Raw genomic sequence first — 23,672 nt, 5'->3', positions numbered from 1 at the left:
TTCAGTAAGTTTTGTTAATGTATAATTAAAATGGTTAGAAAACTATGACTTCATAGCGCTGAGCATACCGCCGTAAACTCTGTTAAGGTTGTTTAGGTTATGGGTAAGTCCTGCCAGCTCTTCATTGAATTTTTCGGAATGTTCCGCTGACTTCTGAATATCTTCCACGTATTTCTTGCTGTATTCTGCCTGCATTTTACCATGCTCCAGCTGCAGTGCGTACAGCGCATTCATGCTTTCAAGGTGGCTAGCAGCCAGCGTAAGCTGATCGTTATATTTTTGGGTAGAACCTGTAACATCCACCGTTTGGTTGATCTGATCAACCGAGTGTGAAAATTTATCAATACCTGTTCTCAATCTTTCAAAGAGGCTTACATCAAGTTTAGCGTCTTCAAGCATCTTATCAAGTTTATCGGAAAGTGAGATTTCCAATTCTCTAACTTCTGTAGATTTCAAAGCCAATGAAGAAGGCTGTGGAGTTGGGTTGACATCTTTGTCTAAAAGCTCCGGATATACATTTTCCCACGCATATCCTTTATCTTCTTTGGGTGTATCAAATGCGAAAACAACGAAGATGAAAGCTTCAGTCACAAGACCGATAGCCAGCATCACGTTGCCCGAAAGCGGGCCGAGACTCCAGTGTGTGAGTTTAAAAAGTGCGCCGATAATTACGATAGCAGCACCGAAGGAGTATATAAAATTGGTTATTTTAGGATTAAACATCGCTGTTGAATTTAAATGATTGTATGTAATAAAGTAATGTTAATTTGTTCTTTTCTTAAATTTTGCCGTCCCTTCAGGAATATCCTGTACGGTACGGAAGCCAATGTAACTGCGTGCAGAATCTTTGCGTTCGTAATCTCTGGCACCAGTCATCAAAAGATATCCCACATCTTTCCATGAGCCACCACGTACAGATTTACGCACCTCGCGGTATGCCTGATTCGATAAATTGGGGTTAAGCGTAGATGCAAACTGATAGGTTGCATTGTTATAAGGGGATTCTGTCCATTCCGCTACGTTACCGGCCATATCATAGAGACCGAAACCATTTTTTTGGTAAGTCTTCACGGGCGCAGTATAGGTATATGTTCCTTTTTTCTCGTCTTCAATATAGTTACCCCTTTTCGGCTTGAAGTTTGCTAAATAACAACCGCGGTCATCCTGTAAGTAAGGCCCACCCCATGGGTAAGTGGCATTTTCACGACCGCCGCGTGCGGCATACTCCCATTCAGCTTCAGTAGGCAGGCGGAAGGCCATCGGTTTTTGTTTTCTCTTCTTCAGAGATTCATTATAATCTGATTTCAATTTCGATCTGAAGTTACAGAATGCGCGTGCCTGATCCCAGGTTACACCCACCACCGGATAGTTCTTGTAAGCGCTGTGCCAGAAATACCCATCATAAAGTGGCTCGTTATAAGCGTAATTAAAGTCACGAATCCATACAGTAGTATCAGGATATACGGCAATACTTTCCTTTTTAAGATAGTTTGCGCCTCTGGCCCTATCTTTCACGGCAGATTCTATATCCTCCCAGTTATAGGCATAAAGCAGTTTTCTGGTATCAATAATTCTTTCATTATTAATTCGTTCTGCTGGTGGGATGTACATAGACTCCAAGATTTCGGCATATTGCGCATCGGGATAATCAGAAGTCCTCCATCGCAATGGCACCGACCAATCCAGTTTTTTAGATTCATCATAGCCGTCTCTGCCGCCTTGTGACTCCATGAATTCCTGATAAGCGGTTCTGTCATCGCCTGCTTTTTTTGAAGCGTAAGCGTAATCCCCGATAGAAGTGCCATTACCATCAGAGCCACCATCGCCAGCGGCTTCAGCAAGTAAAGTACGTGCTACAGAATCGCGGACATAGTTAATGAATACGCGGTATTCTGCGTTGGTAATCTCAGTTTCATCCATGAAGAAGGAGGAAACCGTTACTGTCTTCAAAGTGGCTTTTTCGGGAGTATTGGTAAAGTCCTGGTCTGCGAGTCCCATTACATAAGAACCTGCGGGTACAGCTACCATACCATAAGGGCGTTCTGCAACGAAAGATTTAGAGGAAGTTCGGGGTATTAGTTCTCCTCGTTGGCCAGGCTTGCCGGCAGAGGCACTACCACGTTTGGAACAGGAAATTATAACAGATGCTGATAATAATATGAGAAATACTCTGTTCATGCTGTTTTTAAAAAATATTAAGCGGTAAATATATAATTTTTAGGAAAGAGTGAGATGATTTTTTTGCTAAACGTAAAATTGAATTTATTATTTCGTCTAAAAAAAATATTTTACTCTACCGTCACCGATTTTGCCAAATTTCTTGGCTGATCTACATTCGCACCCCGATAGACTGCGATATAATACGCTAAAAGCTGAAGCGGAACCGAAGCGATAATCGGCGAGAAACATTCCGAAGTTTCCGGGAATTCTATCACATAATCAGCCATTTGCGACACCTGTGTATCTCCTTTATTTACTACAGCAATAACTTTGCCTTTACGGGCCTTTATTTCCTGTACGTTGCTTACAATCTTATCGTAATGCCCCTGTTTAGGCGCTATGATAACGATTGGCATATTTTCATCAATTAAGGCAATCGGGCCATGCTTCATTTCAGCAGCCGGGTATCCTTCTGCATGGATGTAAGAAATTTCCTTCAGCTTCAGGGCGCCTTCCAAAGCGGCCGGGAAGTTATAGCCACGTCCTAAATAAAGGAAATTTTGTGCATCAACAAAGTTCTTGGCTATTTCCTTGGTGATCTCGTGGGTATTTTCAAGTACTTCCTCCACTTTTTTAGGCAAGGCATCAAGTTCCGCAATCAGTTTCATAAATTCCTGATTACTTAAATGGCCTTTATGTTTCCCCAATTTTAAAGCAATTAAAGAAAGAATGGTAAGTTGCGCGGTAAAGGCTTTGGTAGAAGCTACCCCAATCTCCGGGCCTGCGTGGGTATAAGAACCAGCATCGGTAATCCTGGAAATTGATGAATCCACTACGTTACAAATCCCGTAGATGAAAGCTCCTTTTTCTTTAGCCAGTTTTATGGCAGCCATGGTATCGGCTGTTTCCCCGGACTGTGAGATAGCGATCACCACATCTTTTTCGGAAATAATCGGGTTTCTGTAACGGAACTCTGATGCGTATTCTACTTCAACAGGGATTCGGGCAAATTCCTCAATCAGATATTCACCAATCAGTCCTGCATGCCATGAGGTACCACAAGCGATAATGGTGATTTTCTGGGCTTGGTTTATACGATCAAGATGATCCCAGATACCGGCCATCTTAATGATGCCTTCATCCACTAAAAGCCTGCCGCGAAGTGTATCCTGAATAGATTTTGGCTGTTCGAAGATTTCTTTAAGCATGAAATGTTCGTAACCACCTTTTTCAATTTGTTCCAGACTCAGTTTTAGCTCCTGGACTTCAGGTACGATTTTAAGGTTATCTTTAATATTTCTGATGTCGACCCCATTCTCTAAAGAAATGGTGGCCATGTGACCTTCTTCTAGATATACAGCTTCTTTGGTAAATTCCACAAACGGAGAAGCATCAGACGCGATAAAATATTCTTTATTGCCTAAACCGATGGCCAGCGGGGACCCCAGCCTTGCAACAACCAGCTGCCCGGGGAAGTCATCGTGCATCACAGTAATGGCATAGGCGCCATACACTTCATTCAGTGCAAAACGTACCGCTGTAGGAAAGTCGGTCTCGGCATTGGTATCCATAAAATACTGAATAAGGTTTACAAGCACCTCCGTATCAGTTTCAGAATGGAATACGAAGCCTTTTTCGGTAAGCATGATTTTAATGGTATCATAATTTTCGATGATGCCATTATGAACCAAGGCTATTTTACCGTTATTCGAAAGGTGTGGGTGCGAGTTGCGGTCGCTTGGGACACCATGTGTCGCCCAGCGTGTATGGCCCATACCGACATGCGATTTACCTATCAAGTTCTCGGAAATAGCGGCCAGATCATCTACTTTCCCTTTGGTTTTGGCCACTTCGAATGAATGCTTTTCGCCATCCAGCACAATGCCCGCGCTGTCGTAACCACGATACTCGAGCCTGCGGAGGCCGTTGATCACCACTTCATAAGCATCCTGAAAACCTGTATATCCTACGATACCACACATACCTTTATTATTTTATTTTAATAGTTTATTTATTTCTTTCCGTACGTTAAGATGAGTTTCGCGCTTTTTTCATTAGCGGGATCTGTCCCTACCAGCACTACCCTGTTCGGGGTGTAAGACCGGGTGTTGTAATGCTGTGCATTTTCAGTATCCTGCAAGCCGGCAAGCGCGCCTGTAGCATCGGTCGTATAAGTCCCAACATTCATAATGAACTGTCTGTTTGGCTTTTGCTTTTCAATAATATTCTTAAAAGTCTGGGTAATACCGATATCATAATACGCCGGATTCTTATCCAGATTATACGACTTTATCAGTTTATAATTACTGGTGTAGGCAAGCGCGCTCATATCCTCCAGGAATTCATCAAGCCCTTTTTGCTGAACTGTAAATAAGGATGGCTTGAGGAAAGCATTGTTCCAAGTAGCTTCATCGGTATATACACGGAGTTTTGCCGAGATAATCCCTATTTTCTGGGTGTTGTAACGGTCGCGGATCGTAGCGATCGTAGAATCGGGAATCTTCAGTCCGAAGCCCGGTCCGCCCATCCCCTGTGCGTATACCCGCTGCGAGCCTTGAATGGTGTCTTGCGCCAAGGTTGCAAGTGGCGTATTGGACCTGTCGTTCAATATTTGATTAAAATGTGTATTCCCGCTGCCTAAATCAAGCGTGAAAGTACCCTCTTCGCGTGTGGTGGTCCCATTATTTACGCGGTCCTTCTTGTAGTACAGGTTAATGACTACAGAATTGGGGTCGAAATTGAAGAGATATCCATCAGTTTCATCTACAGAAAGACGGATGCCACGGAAGTAGCGGATGAAAGAAGCGGCGTCTGCCAGTTCCGGTGAGGATGCTTTCCTAATGATTTTATTCTGGAAAAAAGCAGAGTCCATCGGTATTCTAAGCGTCGCATCACGGAGATAAAGATCTGAGTTATCCGAATCCTTGGTGATTTTAATTGAAGAAATATCACCATTGAAAGACCTGCCACCAATCTGATTGCCTAGGGCCACAACTTTATTGGAATAAACTTCCTGCACATTAGAGAACAGGAAGTCCGTTACTTCATGCACCCTGATGTTGAAATTAGTTTTCCCGTTCAGTTTGGTTTTCCCGTATTTTAAAACCGGGTACGTGTTCACTACTTTTTTTGCGGGAACGGCGCCATCTGGATAAATATAGTCTTCCTGCGTAGTGGTTTTCACCGAATCCGACGCATACAAAGGCTTTATGACCAACACGGCCGAATCTAGCACAGCGTTTGCACCAAAATCCGGACTGTAATTAGGCAACCTTACCTGAGAAACATACGAAGATTTCTGAAGCCCGAACTGCGGCTCGTAGAAAGCACCAAGCGTGGCACTCTGCAAACGGGCAGCATCTGTACGGATAGAATCGTTATTGTTTACATGGAAAGCGATGAGCGCGTGGGTACTTTCTGTCCCCACTGCCCCATTCTGAAAAAACTGCGACCCGAGCTGGTCGGCATCGGGTTCGCAGTTCCATAAAATTAAACTTCCGAATACCACGGATGTGGCAATACTGAAGTATCTTTTCATATTTTTTATCATTAAAAATAAATTATTTAGTATAAACTATCGATTGATTCTGGGGCCAAATATTCAGACTTCTGGGCAGTTGCATTATTGAAGGCATCTTCCAGAGAATCATCCAAAAATTCATCACCCTTTACCACAAGGTCCACCATGCCCATGCTTTCTATCACGAACTGCTGGAAGCTAGGTTTATCAAACGCTTTTAAAGAAGTAATATTATCGAACTTCATTTTTTCTTCTACCGAAGGATCCAGATCCGCGTCTTCCTCATTATACACCGACAATACCAACTTGGAATCTTTAAAATAAGCGTCGTTTTTGTAGAAATTTTCCAGATAAACAGGGATAAAAGATGCCATCCAGCCATTCAGGTGAATCACATCGGGCACCCAGTTCAGTTTCTTAATCGTTTCGATTACGCCGCGTGCAAAGAAAATGGCGCGTTCGTCGTTATCGGGGAACGAGACACCGTTGTCATCAGCATACAGTTGCTTTCTTTTAAAGTACTCATCATTGTCGATGAAGTACACCTGAAGGCGCTCGCCGGGGAGCGATGCTACTTTAATGATAAGCGGCTGATCCAGATCATTGATGATGATATTCATCCCAGAGAGGCGTATCACTTCATGCAACTGAAATTTACGCTCACTGATTGGCCAAATCTTGGCATAAAAACCCTTACATCATTACCCTGCTGGTGCATTCGGAGTGCCATTTTGTTCACTTTGGTGCCCATATTACTGTCCTCCTGATACGGAAACAGCTCTGTGGTAACATACAATATTTTTTGGTTCGGCATAAATTCTTCGTTCGTATTAAGTAAGCAGAAAATTCTGTAGTGCAAAATTACGAAATTTTAGGTGAATAATTTTTAATTAACAAATTTTAATAACTTTCCCTGCCAATGCTGGTTGTAAAGATAAAATTTTCGCACACCGCACCATATTTTTTACAGAAATATTTAATTTTACACACATAAAATTTAAGATGAAAGTTTACCACAGAAAAAACGACCTGGAAACCTACTTGGAACGCCAGAAAGAAATGGGCAAAAAAATAGGCTTCGCACCTACCATGGGAGCTTTGCACGAGGGGCACCTCTCTCTTTATCATGAAGCCAAGAAGGTAAATGATGTCGTAGTATCATCGGTTTTTGTAAATCCCACCCAGTTCAATAACGCCGCCGACCTTGAAAAATACCCACGCGATGTAGAGAACGACATTGCGGTCCTGCGGCAATCCGGCGCGGTAGATGTACTTTACGCCCCTACAGTCTCTGAAATATATCCGGAAGGATTAAAAAGTAAGCAGTATGATTTCGACGGGTTAGAGCATGAAATGGAAGGAAAATTCCGCCCCGGACATTTCGATGGGGTAGGCACCGTGGTAGAAACACTTTTCCGGCAGGTGAAACCAGACCATGCCTATTTTGGTGAGAAAGATTACCAGCAACTGGCCATCATTAAAAAACTGACGGAAAAACTGAACCTCCCCATCCAGATCCACGGTGTACCCATTTTCCGTGAAAGGAACGGCCTGGCCATGAGCTCTCGAAACCAGCGCCTTACTGAATATCAAAAAGATGCCGCAAAAATCATTTATGAAACTTTACAGAGAACTAATGAATGGTTCCAAACGATTTCTGTAACCGAGATTAACAATCGTGTAAAAGAAATCTTTGAAAAACAGGATGGGATGGTACTGGAATATTTCGAGATCTCCGATGAAGCCACGCTGAAAGAGACTGATTCGCGCCACGACAACCGCAGCTACAGGGCTTTCATCGTCGTATTTGTAGGTGAAGTACGTTTAATTGACAACCTTCACCTGGATTAGGCGCTTATAACGTCAAAAGTCTTCTCGTGGGAGAAGACTTTTGATCACCAAATCACAAAATATTAATATGAAAAAAATTACTCCAGAGAGTAAAGTGTGACCCGGCTGGGATTCGAACCCAGGACCCATACATTAAAAGTGTATTGCTCTACCAGCTGAGCTACCGAGTCATTGAAATTATAGATTTTAAATTAAAAATTTTAGATTAAACATGCTGAAACATGAAAACAAAAATTAATTTAAAATTTAAAATTCAACATTAAATTTTAATAGTGCCTGCGACTGGACTCGAACCAGCACATCCGTAGGAAACCACCCCCTCAAGATGGCGTGTCTACCAATTTCACCACGCAGGCAAAAAAAATCCGTATGGGGTACGGAAATTTCTTGTTGTGACCCGGCTGGGATTCGAACCCAGGACCCATACATTAAAAGTGTATTGCTCTACCAGCTGAGCTACCAAGTCGGCCCCTTTAAATCTTCAGTAACACGGCGGTTACTTTGTGTTTTAAAGTGGTGCAAAGATAAGTCTTTTTTTAAAATCTCAAAACTTTTTTCGTAATTTGTGTAAAATTAAAATATGATTATTTCATTGGTAGGTTACATGGGAAGCGGTAAAACACACATTGCCAAATCATTGGGCCAAAAGCTCGGTTTAAAAATTATTGATCTTGATAAAGAGATTTCTTTGCGCCATCACCTTTCAGTGAATGAAATTTTCCAGACGAAAGGCGAAATCTTTTTCAGAAAGCAGGAAAGAGCCATTTTACTCGAATTGCTGGCTACCCAACAGCATTGTATTTTGAGCCTTGGCGGTGGCACGCCCTGCTACTATAATAATATGGAAACCATTAATGAGTTTTCTGAAAGTGTATTTTTGCGGGCAACAGTGTCCACTTTAAACAAAAGACTGGCTGAAAAGCGAGAATCGAGACCTTTAATCGCCAGAGTTGATAAAGCTGACCTGCCAGAGTTCATCGCTAAACACCTTTTTGAGCGAAATCCCTATTACGCCCAGGCAAAATTAATTATTGATACAGACCTGCTGAGTCCGCACGAGGTTGCGGACAGCATCATACAGCGTCTTCATCTTCTTCCGAATCATTCTGACTGAAGAAGAGATCCCAGCCATCATCCGCTGTATCGCTGCTGGGTTCGCTGCCGGTAAAATCATCGATACTCCGCCGGTCTTTTTTGGTCGGTCTTCCTTCGCCACGGTTCCGGTAATAATCTTGGTTCAGATTGCGCATCTTCAGGATTTCATACTGCTCTTTATCGGTTTTATCCTCAATATAAAGCGATACAAGTTTAGGCCCGACGCGACTTTTAGGAATCTCTAAGACTTTTATTTGGTAATCAATCTGGTTTTTGCGGATTTTAATAAGATCTCCCGGGATAATTTCTTTTGAGGATTTTACGACATTATTCCCTACGGATACCCGGTTTTTTTTGATTTCATCGGCGGCGATGCTTCTGGTCTTATAAATACGCACGCACCATAAAAATTTATCGATTCTCATAATTTATTTATACTTTTGTTGCATTATAAATTTGTAGCAATATAATGATAAAATTAAAAATGAAAAGAACCGTCCTGTATATGGCACTGGCTTCAATGGCTTTGGTTTCCTGCCGCGATGACGAAAAGGCAGAGCAGATAAAGGAAGTGAGCATTGAAACCCAAAACAGCTATGATGATCAGCGATCGCCAAATATCTGGACACTCATTATTTAGATGCTAAAGGCAACATCAAACAATTGTCGGAAACCGATACGCAAAACACCAAACTCTCTGACCTTGAACCTGTAAAACTGCCCTCCGGCGTGGTTTACATCATCAGACCAAACGCACAGCCCGCTTCGGGTACAGCCATTGGCCCTACCGATGTCATCCATCTAATGAGTAATACGATGACTTATGTGGCAACCAATACCGATGATAAAATAGGTTTTAACTCTGGTTCAACATTCAGGAATACGATTGGCGGGCTTGGCGTCCCCGAGGTAGATCCTGCGTATTATTACGTGAAGAAAAGCGTACTTGACAAGTTAAATACAACGAACAACACTACTTATACCAGAAACTTCTATGAGATTGAAGGATTGCAGGAAGCTTTAAAGAATTTCCAGGCTTTTAATATGCAGGATGCTGATAATTACAATCTTCAGGGGGTGATTATCGTACCTTCCAGAGCGGCATTCGCACGCGACCCACATTTTAATTACTCGGGGATTTCATTGCGTAACCGAAGTTTTGTATTTAATTTCCAGGTTTACAAAAGCAGAGCGAGGCTTTCCACCGAAAATTGATTTTGTTTCAAAAGAATAAAAAAACCATTGTATAGACCAATGGTTTTTTTTATTCATAAATCTGCTGGATAATTTCCAGAGAATGTGGTTCATGAAATCCTGAGAAATGAATTTTATAATACATCATCAGCGAATCGAGAAAGGTACCACGAATGCGCCGGCCTAATGGGATGCTATATACGTTCTCGGCCTGTATAAACTTCTTCCAGATGCCTGATATTTCTTCGTCAAAATAAGTACTGGACTGCTCTGTCACGAAATTACCGTCCTCTGCATCCATGAAGTGCCCTTCCCCGTACAGCGGTGAAAGCCCCTGAAGCTTCAGCACTCTGAAGATAAAAGCGGCATAGGCATCATAGTTGCCGGCGAAAAGTTCGTGCGTGAACCGCTCTATCTCTATATAAATACTGTTCTGTGAGGTTTCATTGCGAAGGACCTGGTTCAGGAAATCCGCTACAAACATCAGTACTGTATTGATCTTTACCTCATCGAACGCGTAATGCTGCGCCGGCATTTCAATTCTGGAAACATTCTGGATCGCGCCGGAATTTCTTTTCTGAACAATGCTGATCTGCAACAGGTTCAAAGGAAAAAGGTAGGCTTTTTTCTTGTTTTTAGGTGAATAGATCCTTTTGCAAAAAAACTCTGGTAGCCGGCATCCTTTGAAAAGCAGTGCAATACAGCATCATGATCGCCATACCGGATGTAAGACAACAAGTAACAGGTTTGCAGATACATCAGTTTACGACTGCGATTTTGGCTGTAGCGGTATCGGTTCCATCAGCGTTGGTCATCAGTACATAATAAATGCCGGATGCCACGCGCACGCCACGGTGGTTATTGAGATTCCACTCGTAATATCCACCCCTCGACACGGCCTGATGGACCAGATTTCCGGCAGCATCGGTAATTCGGATGTTGGTTTTCTCTGCAAGTCCACGGATCTTTACATTTTCTTTGTATTTGGCGGCGACTACGGGGTTCGGATATACGAGTACCTCACCAAAATTCTCAGTGACATTCAATACATCTCCCTGATAGACCATAATCCCGTCTAAAGTTACGAAATACACTTTACCTGTTTTATTATCCACCTTAATATCCGTGACACTGTTATTGGGTAAAGGTGAATTTTCTTTGGTGAAATGTTTAATGGTTTGCTCTCCTGTAGCGCTTAAAAAGGATACGCCACCGCCGTTTACTGATACCCATTTCTGGTTACCGCCATCCACTGCTATCTGTAGAATGCTTGTATCACGAAAGAGTTCTTCACCTACGCCATTCTCTTCAATGATGACCGGTTCTGCCTTTGGCTTATCTTTAATACTGGAAGCTGCGGATTGCAAAACCCTAAGTCCATTATCTGTACCGATCCACGCGTCACCCGACTTATCAATCGCCACAGAAATGACGCCTTGTGAATTTGAAGGAAAACCATTATTGATGTCCATGACATACACCATATCATCGTTTACACTGGTGGTTCCTTTGTAATCCACCGCGGCAAGGCGACTTCTGGTTCTTGGGGTGGGAATCCAGATGAGGCCATCGCTAATTACAGGCTTCTGTACACCAGAACCTATTTGAAGGCTTTTGTATCTGAAAACATCTGCGGCACGGTCATAAGCCATCAAACCAGTATCATCCCCGGTGGGATTCACTATATCAAGAAACGCTACGGAGCCATAAAGGTTGTTCTTATCGTCAAAAGCGAGTCCTACCGGTCTGCCGTAACTGGGTCCGCTCCCGGTAGTATATACTTTAACAAAATCAAAATCCTTCGAGGTGCTGTTATACTTCATTTTATATGTACCCTGGCCAACCTGCTGAGAATAATTTGTAAAGAAGACTTCAGTAAGATCCGCAGGATTAGCCACTACATCCATCACATTGAAGCCGAATCCGCTGGTTCTAAAATAACTTGGGTATACCCATTCGGTCCCTGTATAGTGATAAAAGCCAAGATTTAAAGGACTTGGAAGCGCGGTATTATAGCGCTCACCCCGGTTACCGGTAGATACCCATATCTTATCATCCTGCAGTGTGATTTTATAAGAAGTACTGTGATAAGGACCATCCGGCTTCAATGAGTTTCCGGCTTCAGTCTTAATTCCTGAAAATCTCGTTCCCGCGAAAATTGAATTGCTTGCATAAATGCCCGTGTTCAAGGCTTCCGTTGTGCTATGATTTCTTATGAAAGCACCGGCAGCAGTGTATACAGATAAGCCAGCCATATCTGTTACTACAATATAACCTCCGGAAACCACCACATCCTGAATCCCGGAAAAACTGCCTGGTAATACGTTGAAGACGTTATCCTTGCCATAGCGTACTACAGAACCATCAGTAAAAGCCAGCACATCGCTGTTAGCTACGTGACTGATATTGCCGTCTGCAAGCGTACCCCATGTGCTGTAGATGGCGAAAGTGGTATTGATTTCATGGGACTTCAGCCCAGAAGCGGTCGCAGCATATACTGTATTGTCTTTTATGATGGCTTCGCGTGCGGCTTCATACTGTCCGCTATTGGTAAAGAAAGAAGAATCTGCAAATTCCTTCCTATCAAGCCGGAATATTGATACGCCATACCCGACAGAAATTACTGCCAGATTTCCGGTGATCGAAATATGATTGATTTTTTTATTACCATTATATCCTGTAGCAATTGGAATATCAACAACATAGGTGATTCCTTCAGGCGTAATCACATCCAGCGAGCCGTTTTGATAGCCTACCAAACCGATTTTATTTTCAGGATTGTAATCGAAAGCCGAGATTTTCACTTCATGCAAACCGTTGGCTTTGGAGAGTTTGGTAATTTCACCGGTAGCGAGTGTATAATAGAAGATACCGTTTTCTGTAGCGGCAATCAGTTTCCCGTTATCTTCTCTTATAGCCAGTACGTTGTTATACGAAAACAAATCTGTCCAGCGGCTGGATGATATCACCTGTGCCGGTAGTTGAACAGCTAACAGAAGAAGCAGTAACAGTGCTGATTTTCTCATCGGTTCTTACACAATAATACGGTCATCTATCACTTGGTTTTGCCAGGTGATATTCTTAATTTTCTTATTCCTGTCGAAGTAGAAATCAATTTTACCGAGCAGTAACCCGGCCCAGCCTACCTGATTTACCAGTACATTCCGCCCGTTTTTATTGATGAAATGCTGTGGCTCCGGCAAGAAGGTATGCGTATGACCTCCCAGAATAAGATCTATCCCAGAGGTTTTAGCGGCCAATATCTTATCGGAAACTTTTTTAGGATTATCGCGGAACTCATACCCAAGATGCGAAAGGCATATTACAAGGTCGCATTTTTTATCTTCGCGCAGCAATTTGGCGTAATGTTCCGCCACTTCTATGGGATCTTCGTATTCGGTTTCGCCGTAGCTTTTTTTGCCTACCAGACCTTCCAGTTCAATACCGACACCTATAAGACCGACTTTGATGCCGTTCTTATTAAATATTTTATAAGGAACAGTAAGACCCTCAAGAATGGTATCCTCAAAATCATAATTTGAGCAGATGAAAGGGAATTTGGCGTTTGGCAACACTTTTTTAAAGCCTTCCAAACCGTTATCAAAATCATGGTTCCCCATTGTTGCCGCATCATAACCCATCATGGACATGAGTTTGAACTCCAACTCGCCACCAAAAAAATTAAAATACGGGGTTCCCTGAAAAATATCACCCGCATCCAGCAACAATACATTCTGCTCCTGCTGCCTGATCTTCTGAATTAAAGCTGCCCGCCTCGCAAAACCGCCCTGGTTGGGATTACGCGAGTAACTTGCGTCGAAAGGCTCTATACGGCTGTGCTGATCGTTGGTATGGAGTATGGTAAGTTTGGTTTCCGTGGGTTTTGATAAGATGTCCAGCGGACGTGCTGAGAGCAAATTTGGCGTTAATGAAAGGCCAAGTGCGCCCGCACCAACTGTTTTCAGGAAGTTTTTTCTGTCCATCAGGCTTAGTTTTTTTTGTTTTTGAAATTCAGGCGGATGTCGCTTGGCGCTGTAATCTGTGGACTGGCCATAAATTTTTCCATAAAAAGTTCACGTAGGCGAATCCCTGTAGAAATCATCTCTCCTTTGCCAAAATAAGTCATGTTATCACCGCCCAACGCCAAATAATCGGACGTAGCGATATAATAATCGCGGTTTTTATCTACCTCTTTCCCATTGATGAGTTTCTTTGTCACTTTGTCCTCATTGGTTTCAATGTAAAGATGTGATACAGGGTTGTTTCTCTGGGTTTTCAGATAATATTCAAAGAGGCCATCAAGATCCTCACCTTTCAATTTTACGATGACGACCTCGTTTTCAAAGGGCATTACCTCGTACACATGTTTTGTAAGAATGTCGCCTGCCCCGATGATGGAGCGTATCCCGCCGATGTTGATCACTGCCGCATCCACTCCGCCTATCCCGTTTTGTTTTGCCCACATATCGGCGCCTTCAAAGGTATAATCGGCCAGCAAGTTACCGAGATTGCTGTTATCGCCTTGTTTGTTCAGTTCTATGGCCGTGTAGGAAATTTTCTTATTCATCTTTCCTTCCACCTCTATCTTGTAGGGCTCAATCACATTTTTAAAGGTAGCATCTTCCGGCAGGTCAGCCGTAAGGGCAATGTTTTTTTCGGAAGCTATCTGCACTACCGTCAGCGGCGTTTTGCAGGAAGTTACCAGCCAGCATGCTACAGCGAGCAGCAAAAATCTGTTCTTCATGGGATAAAATCTCTTTTTGCAAATATAAAGATATGAATATAAAGTGCTGATCTTTTTTCGTCAATCTCTGAGTTAATTTTGTATTTTTGAAACACTAATACAACAAAAATGAGCATTTTAAAAGGCCTGGGGGTTGCATTGGTCACCCCATTTAACGAAGATTTATCGGTAGATTTCGATTCACTTACGCAATTGGTAAATTATAATATAGAAAACGGCACCCATTACCTGGTGGTTTTGGGGACTACTGCCGAGGCAGCCACGCTTTCTGCGCAGGAAAGGACACAGGTTACCGAACATATCATCAAAGTGAATGATGGGCGGCTGCCATTGGTTTTGGGCATCGGCGGGAACAATACCTACGAAGTAAAGAAACAGATTGAAGAGACCGATCTGTCTGCCTTCGAAGCTATACTGTCTGTATCGCCTTATTATAACCGCCCAAATCAGGAAGGGATTTACCAGCATTATAAAGTGCTGGCTGAAACCGGCAAAAAAATCATTATCTATAATGTACCTTCCAGAACCGGACAAAACATTGAAGCCGCAACTACCCTTCGGCTTGCAGAAGAATTCCCCAATCTGATGATGATTAAAGAGGCCGCACCGAATATACTACAGTATTTCGATATTTTAAGGTTGAAACCTCAGCATTTCGAACTGGTTTCCGGAGATGATGAATTTACGCTTCCGGTAACATTAGCTGGCGGAAACGGCGTTATTTCGGTTATCGGGCAAGGCTATCCGAAAGAATTCTCAACCATGCTGAAGCTGGCCTTTGAAGGTAAGGTAAAAGAAGCTTACGAAATACACAACAAGCTGGTAGAGATTACACGCCTGATCTTTGCTGAAGGAAATCCGGCAGGGATTAAAACAGTGCTTGCGGAAAAAGGCATCATCAAGAACCATCTGCGTCTTCCACTGGTAGCAGCGACTACTTGTTTACAGGAAAAAATAAAGGCTGAAATGGCAAAAATATGATAATTAAAGGCTTCGGAAGAGGCCTTTTTTATCTACATTCGGCTATTAAGTGACGGAAATAGTTCTCGCATTTCGCCAAGTGTGTACCGTACCACGAAAACGCTTCACCATCTACCAATACAATTTTAGCGTCGGGCAACGCTCGCTGAAGTTCTTCGGCATGTTTCTTTGAAAAAGGATAAGGCTCACTTGAAAGAAAAATATACGCAGCGTCTTTTAGATCTTCCGTAACTACTTCAGGATACCTGCGATGACTTTTAAAGATATTTTCAAAACCGAGTTGGGACAGGATTTCATGAATAAAAGTATCTGAACCTACAGTCATATAAGGTTTTCTCCAGATCAGATAAGCGCACTTTTTATAGCTTCCAGCCGGAATATTTTGGAATATTTCATAAATCTTCAGATTGAAATGCTGCGCCATTTCAGTTTTCCCCAACAAATTCCCGAGATTCTTCAGTAGATAGTAATTGTCTTCTAAGGTAGAAATGGCTGTCACCATCACCTTAAAATCCTTTTGAAGTTCAAGAATCTGTTCTTTGGAGTTTTCTTCTTTATTTGCAATGATGAGATCGGGTTTCAGGGTTTTTATCTTAGTAATATTCAGGTTTTTAGTTCCCCCAACAATTGCTGTATTTTTCACCTGATCTTGCGGATGGATACAGAATTTGGTTCTGCCCACGACCTGTGACACCGGCACGCCGAGATCGAAAAGTGTTTCAGTGATACTCGGAACCAGTGAAATCAGCCTCATGCTACAATAATTTACCCGTTAATAAAAGTCCGGCAAGTGTGAAGTAAATCACAAGCCCCGTAACATCCACTAAAGTTGCCACAAATGGCGCGGAGGAAGTGGCGGGATCGAGATTGAATCTCTTCAGGACAAAGGGCACCATCGAACCCGATAATGTGCCCCACATGACAATCATCATCAGCGAAAACCCTACGCTGAGCCCAATGAAAGCCCAATATTCTCCGTAATTAAACCAACCGAAATATTGCCATGCAAAAATCCGCAGGAAGCCTAAAATCCCAAGTATTCCGCCGAGAAAAAAACCGGTGAGCAATTCCTTTTTAATGACCAGCCACCAATCTTTCACAGTGATTTCCTGCAGCGCCATTGCCCTGATGATGAGTGTTGCCGCCTGCGAACCAGTATTGCCCCCACTTGAAATAATTAGAGGCACAAAGAGGGTAAGCACCACTGCCTTTTGAATTTCATCTTCAAAATATCCCATCGCGGAAGCCGTTAAAAGTTGAAAAAAGAACAGCAGGATCAGCCAGAAACCACGCTTCTTAATCATCTCGAACCAGTGCGTTTGGCGGTAAGGCTCATCTAACGCTTCCATACCCCCGAATTTCTGAATATCTTCGGTATTTTGCTGCTCAATCTGATCGAGGATGTCATCAATGGTTACGATACCCACCAGCACACCAGCTTCAGTAATAATCGGCAGTGCTGTTCTGTCGTATTTTTCGAAATACTGCACCGCATCCTCTTTTGACGTGGTGGTAGTAATCGCTACGAAATGGTTATCGGTAAGTTCGGAGATCAGGGTATCTTCTTCTGCCAACAAAAGCGACCCAATGGCAATATCATCTATCAGTTGGTTGCGTTCATCCACTACATAAAGATGGTTCATGGTCTCCATCTTTTTACCGACTTTTTTAATTTGCTGCAGACAGCGTTTCACCGTCCACTCTTTCCTGATTTGGATATAATAAGGCGTCATCAAACGCGCAATGGAATCGGAATCGTAACCCAATAATTTCAGGGCAATGCGTCTTTCCTGCGGGTTTAGATGGTTAATGGAATATTTAATTAATTCATCAGGGAAATCCTCGAAAAGCGCGGTACGGTCATCGGGTGTCATCGCGTTCAGGATTTCAGAAACTTCCTCACTGCCGATACTACGGATGGTTTCTTCCTGAAAATCGGGATCAAGGTGCGAAAAAACTTCTGCTTTGTACTGCTTCGGAACTTTTAGAAATGCCAGTACACGCTCGTTCACATGAAGCTCGCTGAGGGTTTCTGCTATATCTGCGGGATTGAAAATAAGTTCCTGAGTATCCACTGTTTTACATTAATCAATGCAAAAATAACTCAAAAAAACTTAAAATGCCCGACAATAACGCTGCTATAAGGGAATAAAGGGGTCTGCGAACGAGAATTATTTGATCTTGCGAAGGTTTTTACTCATCAGTTTCATAGCACCCTGCGTACCGATTTTTACAGAATTTTCGGCTGAGCCAAGCAGTCTCGCATTCTTTTTATAAGTATCATAATCGGTTTCGGACAGCAGGTTGCCGTGTGCGTCGTACAACTTCATACTCACGACCACCTGATTAGAAAACACATATTTCCCAAAGCCTACTTTAAAATACTTCACGTTCGGGACAACCGCAAATGTCGCGTTGTTGTGGGTACAATATTCCTTTACCGATGGGGTATTTACAGAGTCAAAAGCCATATTGGCATCTACGCGGAGCATATGATAACTTCTGTTGCCCTGCAAACCTTCTGCTAAGGCTGAAAAAAAGGCTGAATACGTCGGTTCTTTAATCTCTTCAATATCCGGGAAAACAGTGGGATTGAAATAAATGATGGTGGGTGTTTTGGAAATTTTTGCAGAATCACTCTTCTGCGCCTGCACAGACTGGCAGCCGGTGATGAATATAAAAGTCCCAAGCGCAAAAGCGAATAAATAGATTTTCTTCATTATAAAAAAGTATTGCAAAAATACAGCCATATTTGCAATTTCCGATGTTAATTTTAAGATTTTTTTAACATCAATATGGAGTTGTTGTTTATTTAGAAAAATATAAGTTGCCGGTTACAGTGTTTTGTTGTAATTTTGCAGCCGTTACATAATAATCATTAAATAATATTGGAATGTACTTAACTACTGACAAGAAGAAAGAAATCTTCGCAAAACACGGAAAGTCTGATGCAGACACTGGAAGCGCTGAAGGACAAGTTGCCCTTTTCACTTACAGGATCAACCACTTATCTCAACACCTTAAGAAGAACCACAAAGATTACGCCACAGAGCGTTCATTGGTAGCGCTTGTAGGTAAAAGAAAAGCCCTACTAGACTATCTGAAGAAAAAAGATATTACAAGATACAGAGCTATTATTGCTGAATTAGGTCTTAGAAAATAATCTTAAGTTCTTAAAAATTAAAGCAATCCTTCGGGATTGCTTTTTTGTTTGCAAAAAGTTAATAATAAAGCTCTAACAAGGCTTCATAAAACGCTTCTTCCATGATCCCAAATTGTTGCGCCAACAGCTGCATCCCCTGTAGATGTAAAACCGAATCAGGGTGCTGAAGTTTCAGCGGCAAATCTCCCATGGCCGTTATAACTGATACTTCACCGTTCACAACATTGGTCTTCATAGGTGAATAGGGCATTCTTCTAAAGAAATTTTGTATATTCTCTGCCTGTTCAAGCAGGTTTTCGGGAAAAATGAAAACACCGCCGGGGGTGATATTTTGCGCTACTGTATATAATTCGTCCTCTGAAACCTCTGAAGTAAGCAAAACAATATTCGGTTTGAAATCGGCTGCCAATTTCAGTTCTGAAGTTTGCAATACTAAAAAATCACTTCGTGAGTCTGTTTCTGCTGGGTATCCTGAAGTAAAGAAAGCTTCTTTACCATGAAACTTAAGCGTCTGCGAAAGAAGTTCCGTAATTTGGGGGAACGAAGTCGCAATGAAGACCCTTGTTTTAACCGATGTATCCGGATTTGTTCCAAATGAAGTCATTATTTAGCGGAATTCTGGTTGATATTAGCATCAGTGATTTGCCGGAAAACACTTACTACATTATCCCAACGTTGCTGGTCTTGCACCATGATAAGCGAAGCATCTGATTTACTGGCCGACTCCGAGCCTTTTTTCACGTTGATGGAGGTGGCTATATGGTCGTATAGCTTTTTATAATCTTCCTGAATCATGCGGAAGTTATTTTGCTTCAGCACAGTTTCAATCTTTTGCAGGTCTTCTGGCGTTAACTTAAAGTCTTTTTTCACCTTCTTGCCTTGTCCTTCGTAAGAATAATGTGCGTTTCTGCCTTTAATAAGCAGGTTTTCGTATATCGGTTGCACACCGCCGCTGCGCGAGTAACTGTAATCGAAATCAGTATATTTCTTTTGCGAATTGCATGCGGTAAGCACTACAAAAATACATAATGCAATAAATCTTTTCATTCGGGGATTTTTGATGATTCTAGGGTAATGTATCTTCAGATTTCTGGGCTTTAAGTTCCTGGTCGTAATCGTGCAGGAGGTTGAACTCTTCTGTCTGTTCTATGGCGACCATTATTTTATTGAGGATGGTTTGGGCGTCGTCATTATCGTAATCAATATCCAGTGGCTTCTTAAATTCCATGGTTGGCTTCACCCCGGTTACCTTTACACGCAGACCTTTTTTATCGAAAGCCCTGCGGAAACCGTTAATTTTAATAGGAATCACAATCGGGCGCTGATTTTTCACCAGTTTAGCAGTCCCTTTCCTGCCCTGTGCAAAAGCGGAAGTTGTGCCTTGGGGAAAGGTGATCACCCAGCCGTTATCAAGTGCTTTCATGATGTTTTCCACTTCTGTAAGATCCACCAGACGGTTGACATTGGCTCCTTCAGAACGCCAAGTCCTTTTTACCGTAACAGCACCAGCCAACTTGAATATTTTGGTCATCAATCCCTTATTCATGGTTTCCTCGGCGGCTACATAATAAAAATCTACCTTCGGATTCAGCAGATATACCGGGTTTTTAATGGTATTCAGATAACCATTGTTCACCGCGCAAAACGCGTGATACATCGCCGCCACGTCAGCAAAATAAGTCTGATGGTTCGAGACAAACAGCACGTTGGAGTCTGGCAGATCCACGAGATTTTCCGCGCCGGAGATTTTCAGTTTGTTGAAGCCGTTGAACCTTCTGTAAGATACGATCCCGAGCACAAAAATAATAATCCGCTTCAGGAAATAAAGGTTGCCAAACGCATCGGTGAAAATATTTTTCTTCGCCATTATCATTAAAACATAAGTTGCGAATTTACAATTTTTTCATCACATTACTGAACTCATTCAGGATCATCGAAGTGGCTCCCCAGATCAGATAACCATTGAAATCAATCACCGGAACCTCCACACCCCGCGAGCTTGGCAGCACTTTCAGCACAGGCTCGGTCGTAAGATCCAGGATTGATGAGACCGGAAATTCTATCAGTTCCACAGCCTCGGATTCCTGCAGCACAAATGCCGGATTCTTTTTGGTATATGAAATAAACGGACGTACATAAAAGTTGCTTGGCGGTATGTACATGGGCGACATTTCGCGAATGATACGGATGTAATGCTCTTCAAGGCCTAATTCTTCCGAAGTTTCGCGGCGGGCGGTATCCTGAAAATCCCGGTCGGTTGGCTCGTGCTTGCCGCCGGGCAAAGAGATTTGGCCACTGTGCCGGTCGCGCTCATTGGTACTTCTCACGATTAACGGGAAATACCATTCGTCATCTTTCAGGTAAAGCAGGATGTTTACCGCAGCGAATTTGGGGTTTTTAGCAAGAATTTCATCGTAAGACAGCACTGGGCGGTAGGGTGGCGAATAGATGGCGTGCGCGTTTTCACCCTCCAGTTCTGCCTGCTGAATTTTTTTTATTAAATCTCTGCCATGCATTTCCATACCTCAAATGTAAGAAATGGCAGATGGATAATGTTTTAAAGGAACGTTAAATTTAAAATCAACTTTTTGCCGTTGTAGGAAAATAAAAACCCCCGACTTTGATGCCGGGAGTAGCTGTTTGACTGTAAGAAGGTGTGTTGAACATTTTTTAGTTAGAATAACTCATCAGTTCCTCTTTGTTGGCATTGATGATTTTATACTCCAGATATTTAAAGGAGTCGCGGGGTATGATGGTCACCCACTTTTTGTATCGCATGTACCATTTGGTTTGGATACTCATAATTCCTTTGGTTAGATAGGCTTCCACAAAAGGATGTACGTGGAGGAAGATTTTGCCTTTTTCTTTTTGAATGATGGAGCGCAGCATTTCTTCCATTCTTTCAACCACTACAATCGGGGCCAGGATTTCCCCGTCCGCGTTGGGGTTTTCTTCTTTTGTTTCTATCTGCTTTTCGGGGCGTGTACGCTGGCGCGTCATCTGTATAAGCCCGAATTTGCTTGGTGGCAGAATCTTGTGACGGGCCTTGTCGCGGCTCATTTCTTTTTTTAGATGTTCATACAGCTCGCGGCGGTGATCCGGATTCACCATATCAATAAAATCGACTACAATAATGCCTCCCATGTCGCGTAAACGCAGTTGGCGTGCAATTTCGGTCGCTGCCATCTTGTTCACATGCAGGGCGTGCTCTTTACTGGCAGTACCGCCGGAGGTAATATTGTTGCCCGAGTTTACATCTACCACATGCAGCGCCTCTGTATGTTCAATCACCAGATAAGCACCTTTGGAACCGGGGATGTTGACGTGTTTACCGAAACTCTGTTTCAGTTGTTTTTCAACATTATAATATTCCATCAAAGGGATCGGCTTGTCGTAAAACTGAACAATATTTTTACGCTCAGGGGCAATAACTTCCAGATAAGCACGCATATCGCTTACCATCTGCTCATCATCACAAATGATGGAAACAAAATCTGCATTAAAATTATCGCGCAGGATGGCCGAGGCTTTATCTTCCTCGCTTAGGACGCGGCTGGGTACTTTGTTTTTCTGAAGATTTTTGAAGGCGGTTTCCCATTTCTGCACAAGCTGATTCATGTCGTTATGCAGTTCCGCGACTTTTTTACCTTCGGCAACCGTACGGATGATTACCCCGAAACCTTCAGGCTTAATGCTTTCGATAAGGGTGCGCAGGCGTTCGCGCTCTTCGGCGCTGCCTATTTTTTTGGATATGGAGACGCTTTTATCGAAAGGGATGAGTACTAGGAAGCGCCCGGTAAGGGAGATCTGCGTGGAAATCCGTGGTCCTTTGGTAGAAATTGGCTCTTTGGTGATTTGCAGAATTACACTGTCGTCCTTGGCCACCACTTTGTCTATCAGTCCGTTTTTATTTATTTCAGGCTGAATTTCAAAATTCTTGAGGGACGAAGAGCTTTGCTTTTTCGATACGGTGTCTTTCAGAAATTTCTTATACGTCAGGAACTGCGGTCCCAGATCCTGATAATGCAGAAAGGCATCTTTTTCATAGCCAATGCTTACGAAGGCTGCATTAAGGTTCGGCGCGAGCTTCTTAACCCGCCCAATGAATAAATCGCCCACCACAAAATCGCTTTTATCTTCCTGCTCATGTAGCTCGAAGAGGCGGCCGTCTTCCAGCAGCGCTATTTTCGAGCTTTCATCTTCATGTGAAATAATTAATTCTTTCTTCATTGTGTACTAAGGGGATTAACTGATTTTTGCAGAGATAGCCACTATTTGTAGGTGTTCGCAGGTCTTTTTTAAAATCATAGGATGTCGTACTTATAAAATAAGATCGTTTGCTACTGCGCTTTACGCTAAAAACAAAAAACAGAGCGCGATGCTCTTGTTGTAGTTTTATAACGGCAGTTATAGGTCTTGGTTAAAACAAAAATATAGTCGGTGAAATTTATGAAATATAAAAACACCAACTATATTGTTATATGGTAAATCGTGAACAGATTATTTTTTCTTATGTCTGTTCGCTCTTCTTCTTTTTTTTCTTTTGTGAGTAGCAACCTTGTGTCTTTTTCTTTTTTTTCCGCTTGGCATAATTTAAAAATTTTTGATTTGTTACTTATATTTTCTTTGAGTTTATTATTTTACCGCTACTTTGGTTTTTACTTTCTCTACAAAAGTTTTTGATGGTTTAAAAGCCGGAATATTGTGAGCCGGGATTTCAATTGCTGTGTTCTTAGAAATATTTCTTCCCGTTTTTGCAGCCCTAGTTTTGATGATGAATGAGCCAAAGCCTCTTAAATAAACATTGTCGCCATTATACATTGAAGTTCTGATCTCCTGCATGAATGCCTCTACAACCTTCTGAGTTTCATTCTTTTCAGTCCCCAATTTATTCGAGATGGTACTCACCAATTCTGCCTTTGTCATTTCCTTTATTTATTTATATTTTTGGTGTGCAAATATAA

Annotated in this window: 24 protein-coding genes, 3 tRNA genes and 1 pseudogene; 6 read left to right on the top strand and 22 right to left on the bottom strand. The window is 42.4% G+C overall.

Annotated elements, in window-relative coordinates; all coding sequences use genetic code 11:
- Window positions 1-42 precede the first annotated feature (42 nt).
- From gldL to CO230_RS03235, 5 genes and pseudogenes are all read right to left on the bottom strand, one after another.
- A complete protein-coding gene (gldL, locus tag CO230_RS03255; protein WP_122027287.1) occupies window positions 43-723 on the bottom strand; it encodes a gliding motility protein GldL in 681 nt (226 codons plus the stop codon).
- Window positions 724-762: 39 nt separating this feature from the next.
- A complete protein-coding gene (gene gldK, locus CO230_RS03250) occupies window positions 763-2,178 on the bottom strand; it encodes a gliding motility lipoprotein GldK (RefSeq protein ID WP_122027286.1) in 1,416 nt (471 codons plus the stop codon).
- A 110-nt stretch (window positions 2,179-2,288) separates the two neighbouring features.
- Window positions 2,289-4,142 carry a glutamine--fructose-6-phosphate transaminase (isomerizing) gene (gene glmS / locus CO230_RS03245; protein ID WP_122027285.1) on the bottom strand — a complete coding sequence of 618 codons (1,854 nt, stop codon included), beginning with the start codon at window positions 4,140-4,142 and terminating at the stop codon, window positions 2,289-2,291.
- Window positions 4,143-4,171: 29 nt separating this feature from the next.
- On the bottom strand, window positions 4,172-5,698 hold the full coding sequence (locus CO230_RS03240; RefSeq protein ID WP_228438174.1) for a DUF4270 family protein: 1,527 nt from the start codon (window positions 5,696-5,698) through the stop codon (window positions 4,172-4,174).
- A 26-nt stretch (window positions 5,699-5,724) separates the two neighbouring features.
- Window positions 5,725-6,494 (bottom strand): annotated as a pseudogene (locus CO230_RS03235) (glycogen/starch synthase).
- 188 nt (window positions 6,495-6,682) lie between these two features.
- Between CO230_RS03235 and panC the strand changes: the two are divergent.
- Window positions 6,683-7,531, top strand: coding sequence for a pantoate--beta-alanine ligase (panC, locus tag CO230_RS03230; RefSeq protein WP_122027283.1), 849 nt, complete (start codon window positions 6,683-6,685; stop codon window positions 7,529-7,531).
- Between the two features lie 97 nt (window positions 7,532-7,628).
- On the opposite strand, the gene CO230_RS03225 is transcribed toward panC, so the two are convergent.
- The 3 genes from CO230_RS03225 to CO230_RS03215 all read right to left on the bottom strand — a co-directional run bounded on the left by CO230_RS03225 (window position 7,629) and on the right by CO230_RS03215 (window position 7,997).
- A tRNA-Lys gene (locus CO230_RS03225) sits at window positions 7,629-7,701 on the bottom strand.
- A gap of 103 nt (window positions 7,702-7,804) precedes the next feature.
- Window positions 7,805-7,887, bottom strand: a tRNA-Leu gene (locus CO230_RS03220).
- Between the two features lie 37 nt (window positions 7,888-7,924).
- Window positions 7,925-7,997, bottom strand: a tRNA-Lys gene (locus CO230_RS03215).
- A gap of 114 nt (window positions 7,998-8,111) precedes the next feature.
- Between CO230_RS03215 and CO230_RS03210 the strand changes: the two genes are divergently transcribed.
- Window positions 8,112-8,645 carry a shikimate kinase gene (locus CO230_RS03210; RefSeq protein WP_122027282.1) on the top strand — a complete coding sequence of 178 codons (534 nt, stop codon included), beginning with the start codon at window positions 8,112-8,114 and terminating at the stop codon, window positions 8,643-8,645.
- Here the strand turns inward: CO230_RS03210 and CO230_RS03205 are convergent.
- A complete protein-coding gene (locus tag CO230_RS03205; protein WP_122027281.1) occupies window positions 8,605-9,051 on the bottom strand; it encodes an RNA-binding S4 domain-containing protein in 447 nt (148 codons plus the stop codon). The two genes, CO230_RS03210 and CO230_RS03205, sit on opposite strands and share 41 nt — an antisense overlap.
- Window positions 9,052-9,110: 59 nt before the next feature.
- On the opposite strand from CO230_RS03205, the gene CO230_RS12320 reads away from it, so the two are divergent.
- On the top strand, window positions 9,111-9,266 hold the full coding sequence (locus CO230_RS12320) for a hypothetical protein (protein WP_228438173.1): 156 nt from the start codon (window positions 9,111-9,113) through the stop codon (window positions 9,264-9,266).
- A gap of 23 nt (window positions 9,267-9,289) precedes the next feature.
- Window positions 9,290-9,841, top strand: a complete 552-nt coding sequence (locus tag CO230_RS03200; protein ID WP_228438172.1) for a hypothetical protein — start codon at window positions 9,290-9,292, stop codon at window positions 9,839-9,841.
- A gap of 49 nt (window positions 9,842-9,890) precedes the next feature.
- Here the strand turns inward: CO230_RS03200 and CO230_RS03195 are convergent, their stop codons facing one another.
- From CO230_RS03195 to CO230_RS03175, 4 genes are all read right to left on the bottom strand, one after another.
- Complete coding sequence (locus CO230_RS03195) at window positions 9,891-10,418, bottom strand: DNA repair protein RecO (RefSeq protein WP_162989966.1); 528 nt, start codon at window positions 10,416-10,418, stop codon at window positions 9,891-9,893.
- Window positions 10,419-10,578: 160 nt separating this feature from the next.
- Window positions 10,579-12,846 carry a T9SS type A sorting domain-containing protein gene (locus CO230_RS03185; protein ID WP_122027278.1) on the bottom strand — a complete coding sequence of 756 codons (2,268 nt, stop codon included), beginning with the start codon at window positions 12,844-12,846 and terminating at the stop codon, window positions 10,579-10,581.
- Between the two features lie 6 nt (window positions 12,847-12,852).
- Complete coding sequence (locus CO230_RS03180) at window positions 12,853-13,803, bottom strand: bifunctional metallophosphatase/5'-nucleotidase (protein ID WP_122027277.1); 951 nt, start codon at window positions 13,801-13,803, stop codon at window positions 12,853-12,855.
- 5 nt (window positions 13,804-13,808) lie between these two features.
- Window positions 13,809-14,564 carry a 5'-nucleotidase C-terminal domain-containing protein gene (locus tag CO230_RS03175; RefSeq protein ID WP_122027276.1) on the bottom strand — a complete coding sequence of 252 codons (756 nt, stop codon included), beginning with the start codon at window positions 14,562-14,564 and terminating at the stop codon, window positions 13,809-13,811.
- Window positions 14,565-14,672: 108 nt separating this feature from the next.
- Between CO230_RS03175 and dapA the strand changes: the two genes are divergently transcribed.
- The gene (dapA, locus tag CO230_RS03170) at window positions 14,673-15,545 is read left to right on the top strand and encodes a 4-hydroxy-tetrahydrodipicolinate synthase (RefSeq protein WP_122027275.1); all 873 of its coding nucleotides are present in this window, start codon (window positions 14,673-14,675) and stop codon (window positions 15,543-15,545) included.
- A gap of 28 nt (window positions 15,546-15,573) precedes the next feature.
- Here dapA and CO230_RS03165 read toward each other — a convergent pair whose 3' ends face one another.
- The 3 genes from CO230_RS03165 to CO230_RS03155 all read right to left on the bottom strand — a co-directional run bounded on the left by CO230_RS03165 (window position 15,574) and on the right by CO230_RS03155 (window position 18,265).
- Window positions 15,574-16,299, bottom strand: coding sequence for a helical backbone metal receptor (locus tag CO230_RS03165; RefSeq protein ID WP_122027274.1), 726 nt, complete (start codon window positions 16,297-16,299; stop codon window positions 15,574-15,576).
- A 1-nt stretch (window position 16,300) separates the two neighbouring features.
- Window positions 16,301-17,620: a magnesium transporter gene (mgtE, locus tag CO230_RS03160; RefSeq protein WP_122027273.1), complete on the bottom strand. Its 1,320-nt coding sequence runs from the start codon at window positions 17,618-17,620 to the stop codon at window positions 16,301-16,303.
- A gap of 96 nt (window positions 17,621-17,716) precedes the next feature.
- Window positions 17,717-18,265: a pyruvate decarboxylase gene (locus CO230_RS03155; RefSeq protein WP_122027272.1), complete on the bottom strand. Its 549-nt coding sequence runs from the start codon at window positions 18,263-18,265 to the stop codon at window positions 17,717-17,719.
- Window positions 18,266-18,438: 173 nt separating this feature from the next.
- Here CO230_RS03155 and rpsO point away from each other — a divergent pair, with 173 nt between their 5' ends.
- Window positions 18,439-18,708 (top strand): 30S ribosomal protein S15, encoded by a 270-nt coding sequence (gene rpsO / locus CO230_RS03150; RefSeq protein ID WP_122027271.1) that lies wholly within the window; start codon window positions 18,439-18,441, stop codon window positions 18,706-18,708.
- Between the two features lie 58 nt (window positions 18,709-18,766).
- On the opposite strand, the gene CO230_RS03145 is transcribed toward rpsO, so the two are convergent.
- From CO230_RS03145 to CO230_RS03120, 6 genes are all read right to left on the bottom strand, one after another.
- Window positions 18,767-19,312 carry a hypothetical protein gene (locus CO230_RS03145; RefSeq protein ID WP_122027270.1) on the bottom strand — a complete coding sequence of 182 codons (546 nt, stop codon included), beginning with the start codon at window positions 19,310-19,312 and terminating at the stop codon, window positions 18,767-18,769.
- On the bottom strand, window positions 19,312-19,755 hold the full coding sequence (locus tag CO230_RS03140) for a hypothetical protein (RefSeq protein ID WP_122027269.1): 444 nt from the start codon (window positions 19,753-19,755) through the stop codon (window positions 19,312-19,314). Before CO230_RS03140 ends, CO230_RS03145 begins: the two co-directional genes overlap by 1 nt.
- A 19-nt stretch (window positions 19,756-19,774) precedes the next feature.
- Window positions 19,775-20,575 (bottom strand): lysophospholipid acyltransferase family protein, encoded by an 801-nt coding sequence (locus CO230_RS03135; protein ID WP_122027268.1) that lies wholly within the window; start codon window positions 20,573-20,575, stop codon window positions 19,775-19,777.
- 25 nt (window positions 20,576-20,600) lie between these two features.
- A complete protein-coding gene (locus CO230_RS03130) occupies window positions 20,601-21,230 on the bottom strand; it encodes an NUDIX hydrolase (protein ID WP_122027267.1) in 630 nt (209 codons plus the stop codon).
- Between the two features lie 148 nt (window positions 21,231-21,378).
- The gene (locus tag CO230_RS03125; RefSeq protein WP_122027266.1) at window positions 21,379-22,938 is read right to left on the bottom strand and encodes a ribonuclease E/G; all 1,560 of its coding nucleotides are present in this window, start codon (window positions 22,936-22,938) and stop codon (window positions 21,379-21,381) included.
- A 405-nt stretch (window positions 22,939-23,343) separates the two neighbouring features.
- The gene (locus CO230_RS03120; RefSeq protein WP_122027265.1) at window positions 23,344-23,634 is read right to left on the bottom strand and encodes an HU family DNA-binding protein; all 291 of its coding nucleotides are present in this window, start codon (window positions 23,632-23,634) and stop codon (window positions 23,344-23,346) included.
- Window positions 23,635-23,672 lie beyond the last annotated feature (38 nt).

This window comes from Chryseobacterium sp. 6424, from assembly GCF_003692615.1.
In the GTDB taxonomy this organism is placed as follows: Bacteria; Bacteroidota; Bacteroidia; order Flavobacteriales; family Weeksellaceae; genus Kaistella.
Note: the sequence above shows the minus strand (reverse complement) of the source record. Positions and strands in the feature narration are given on the sequence as shown.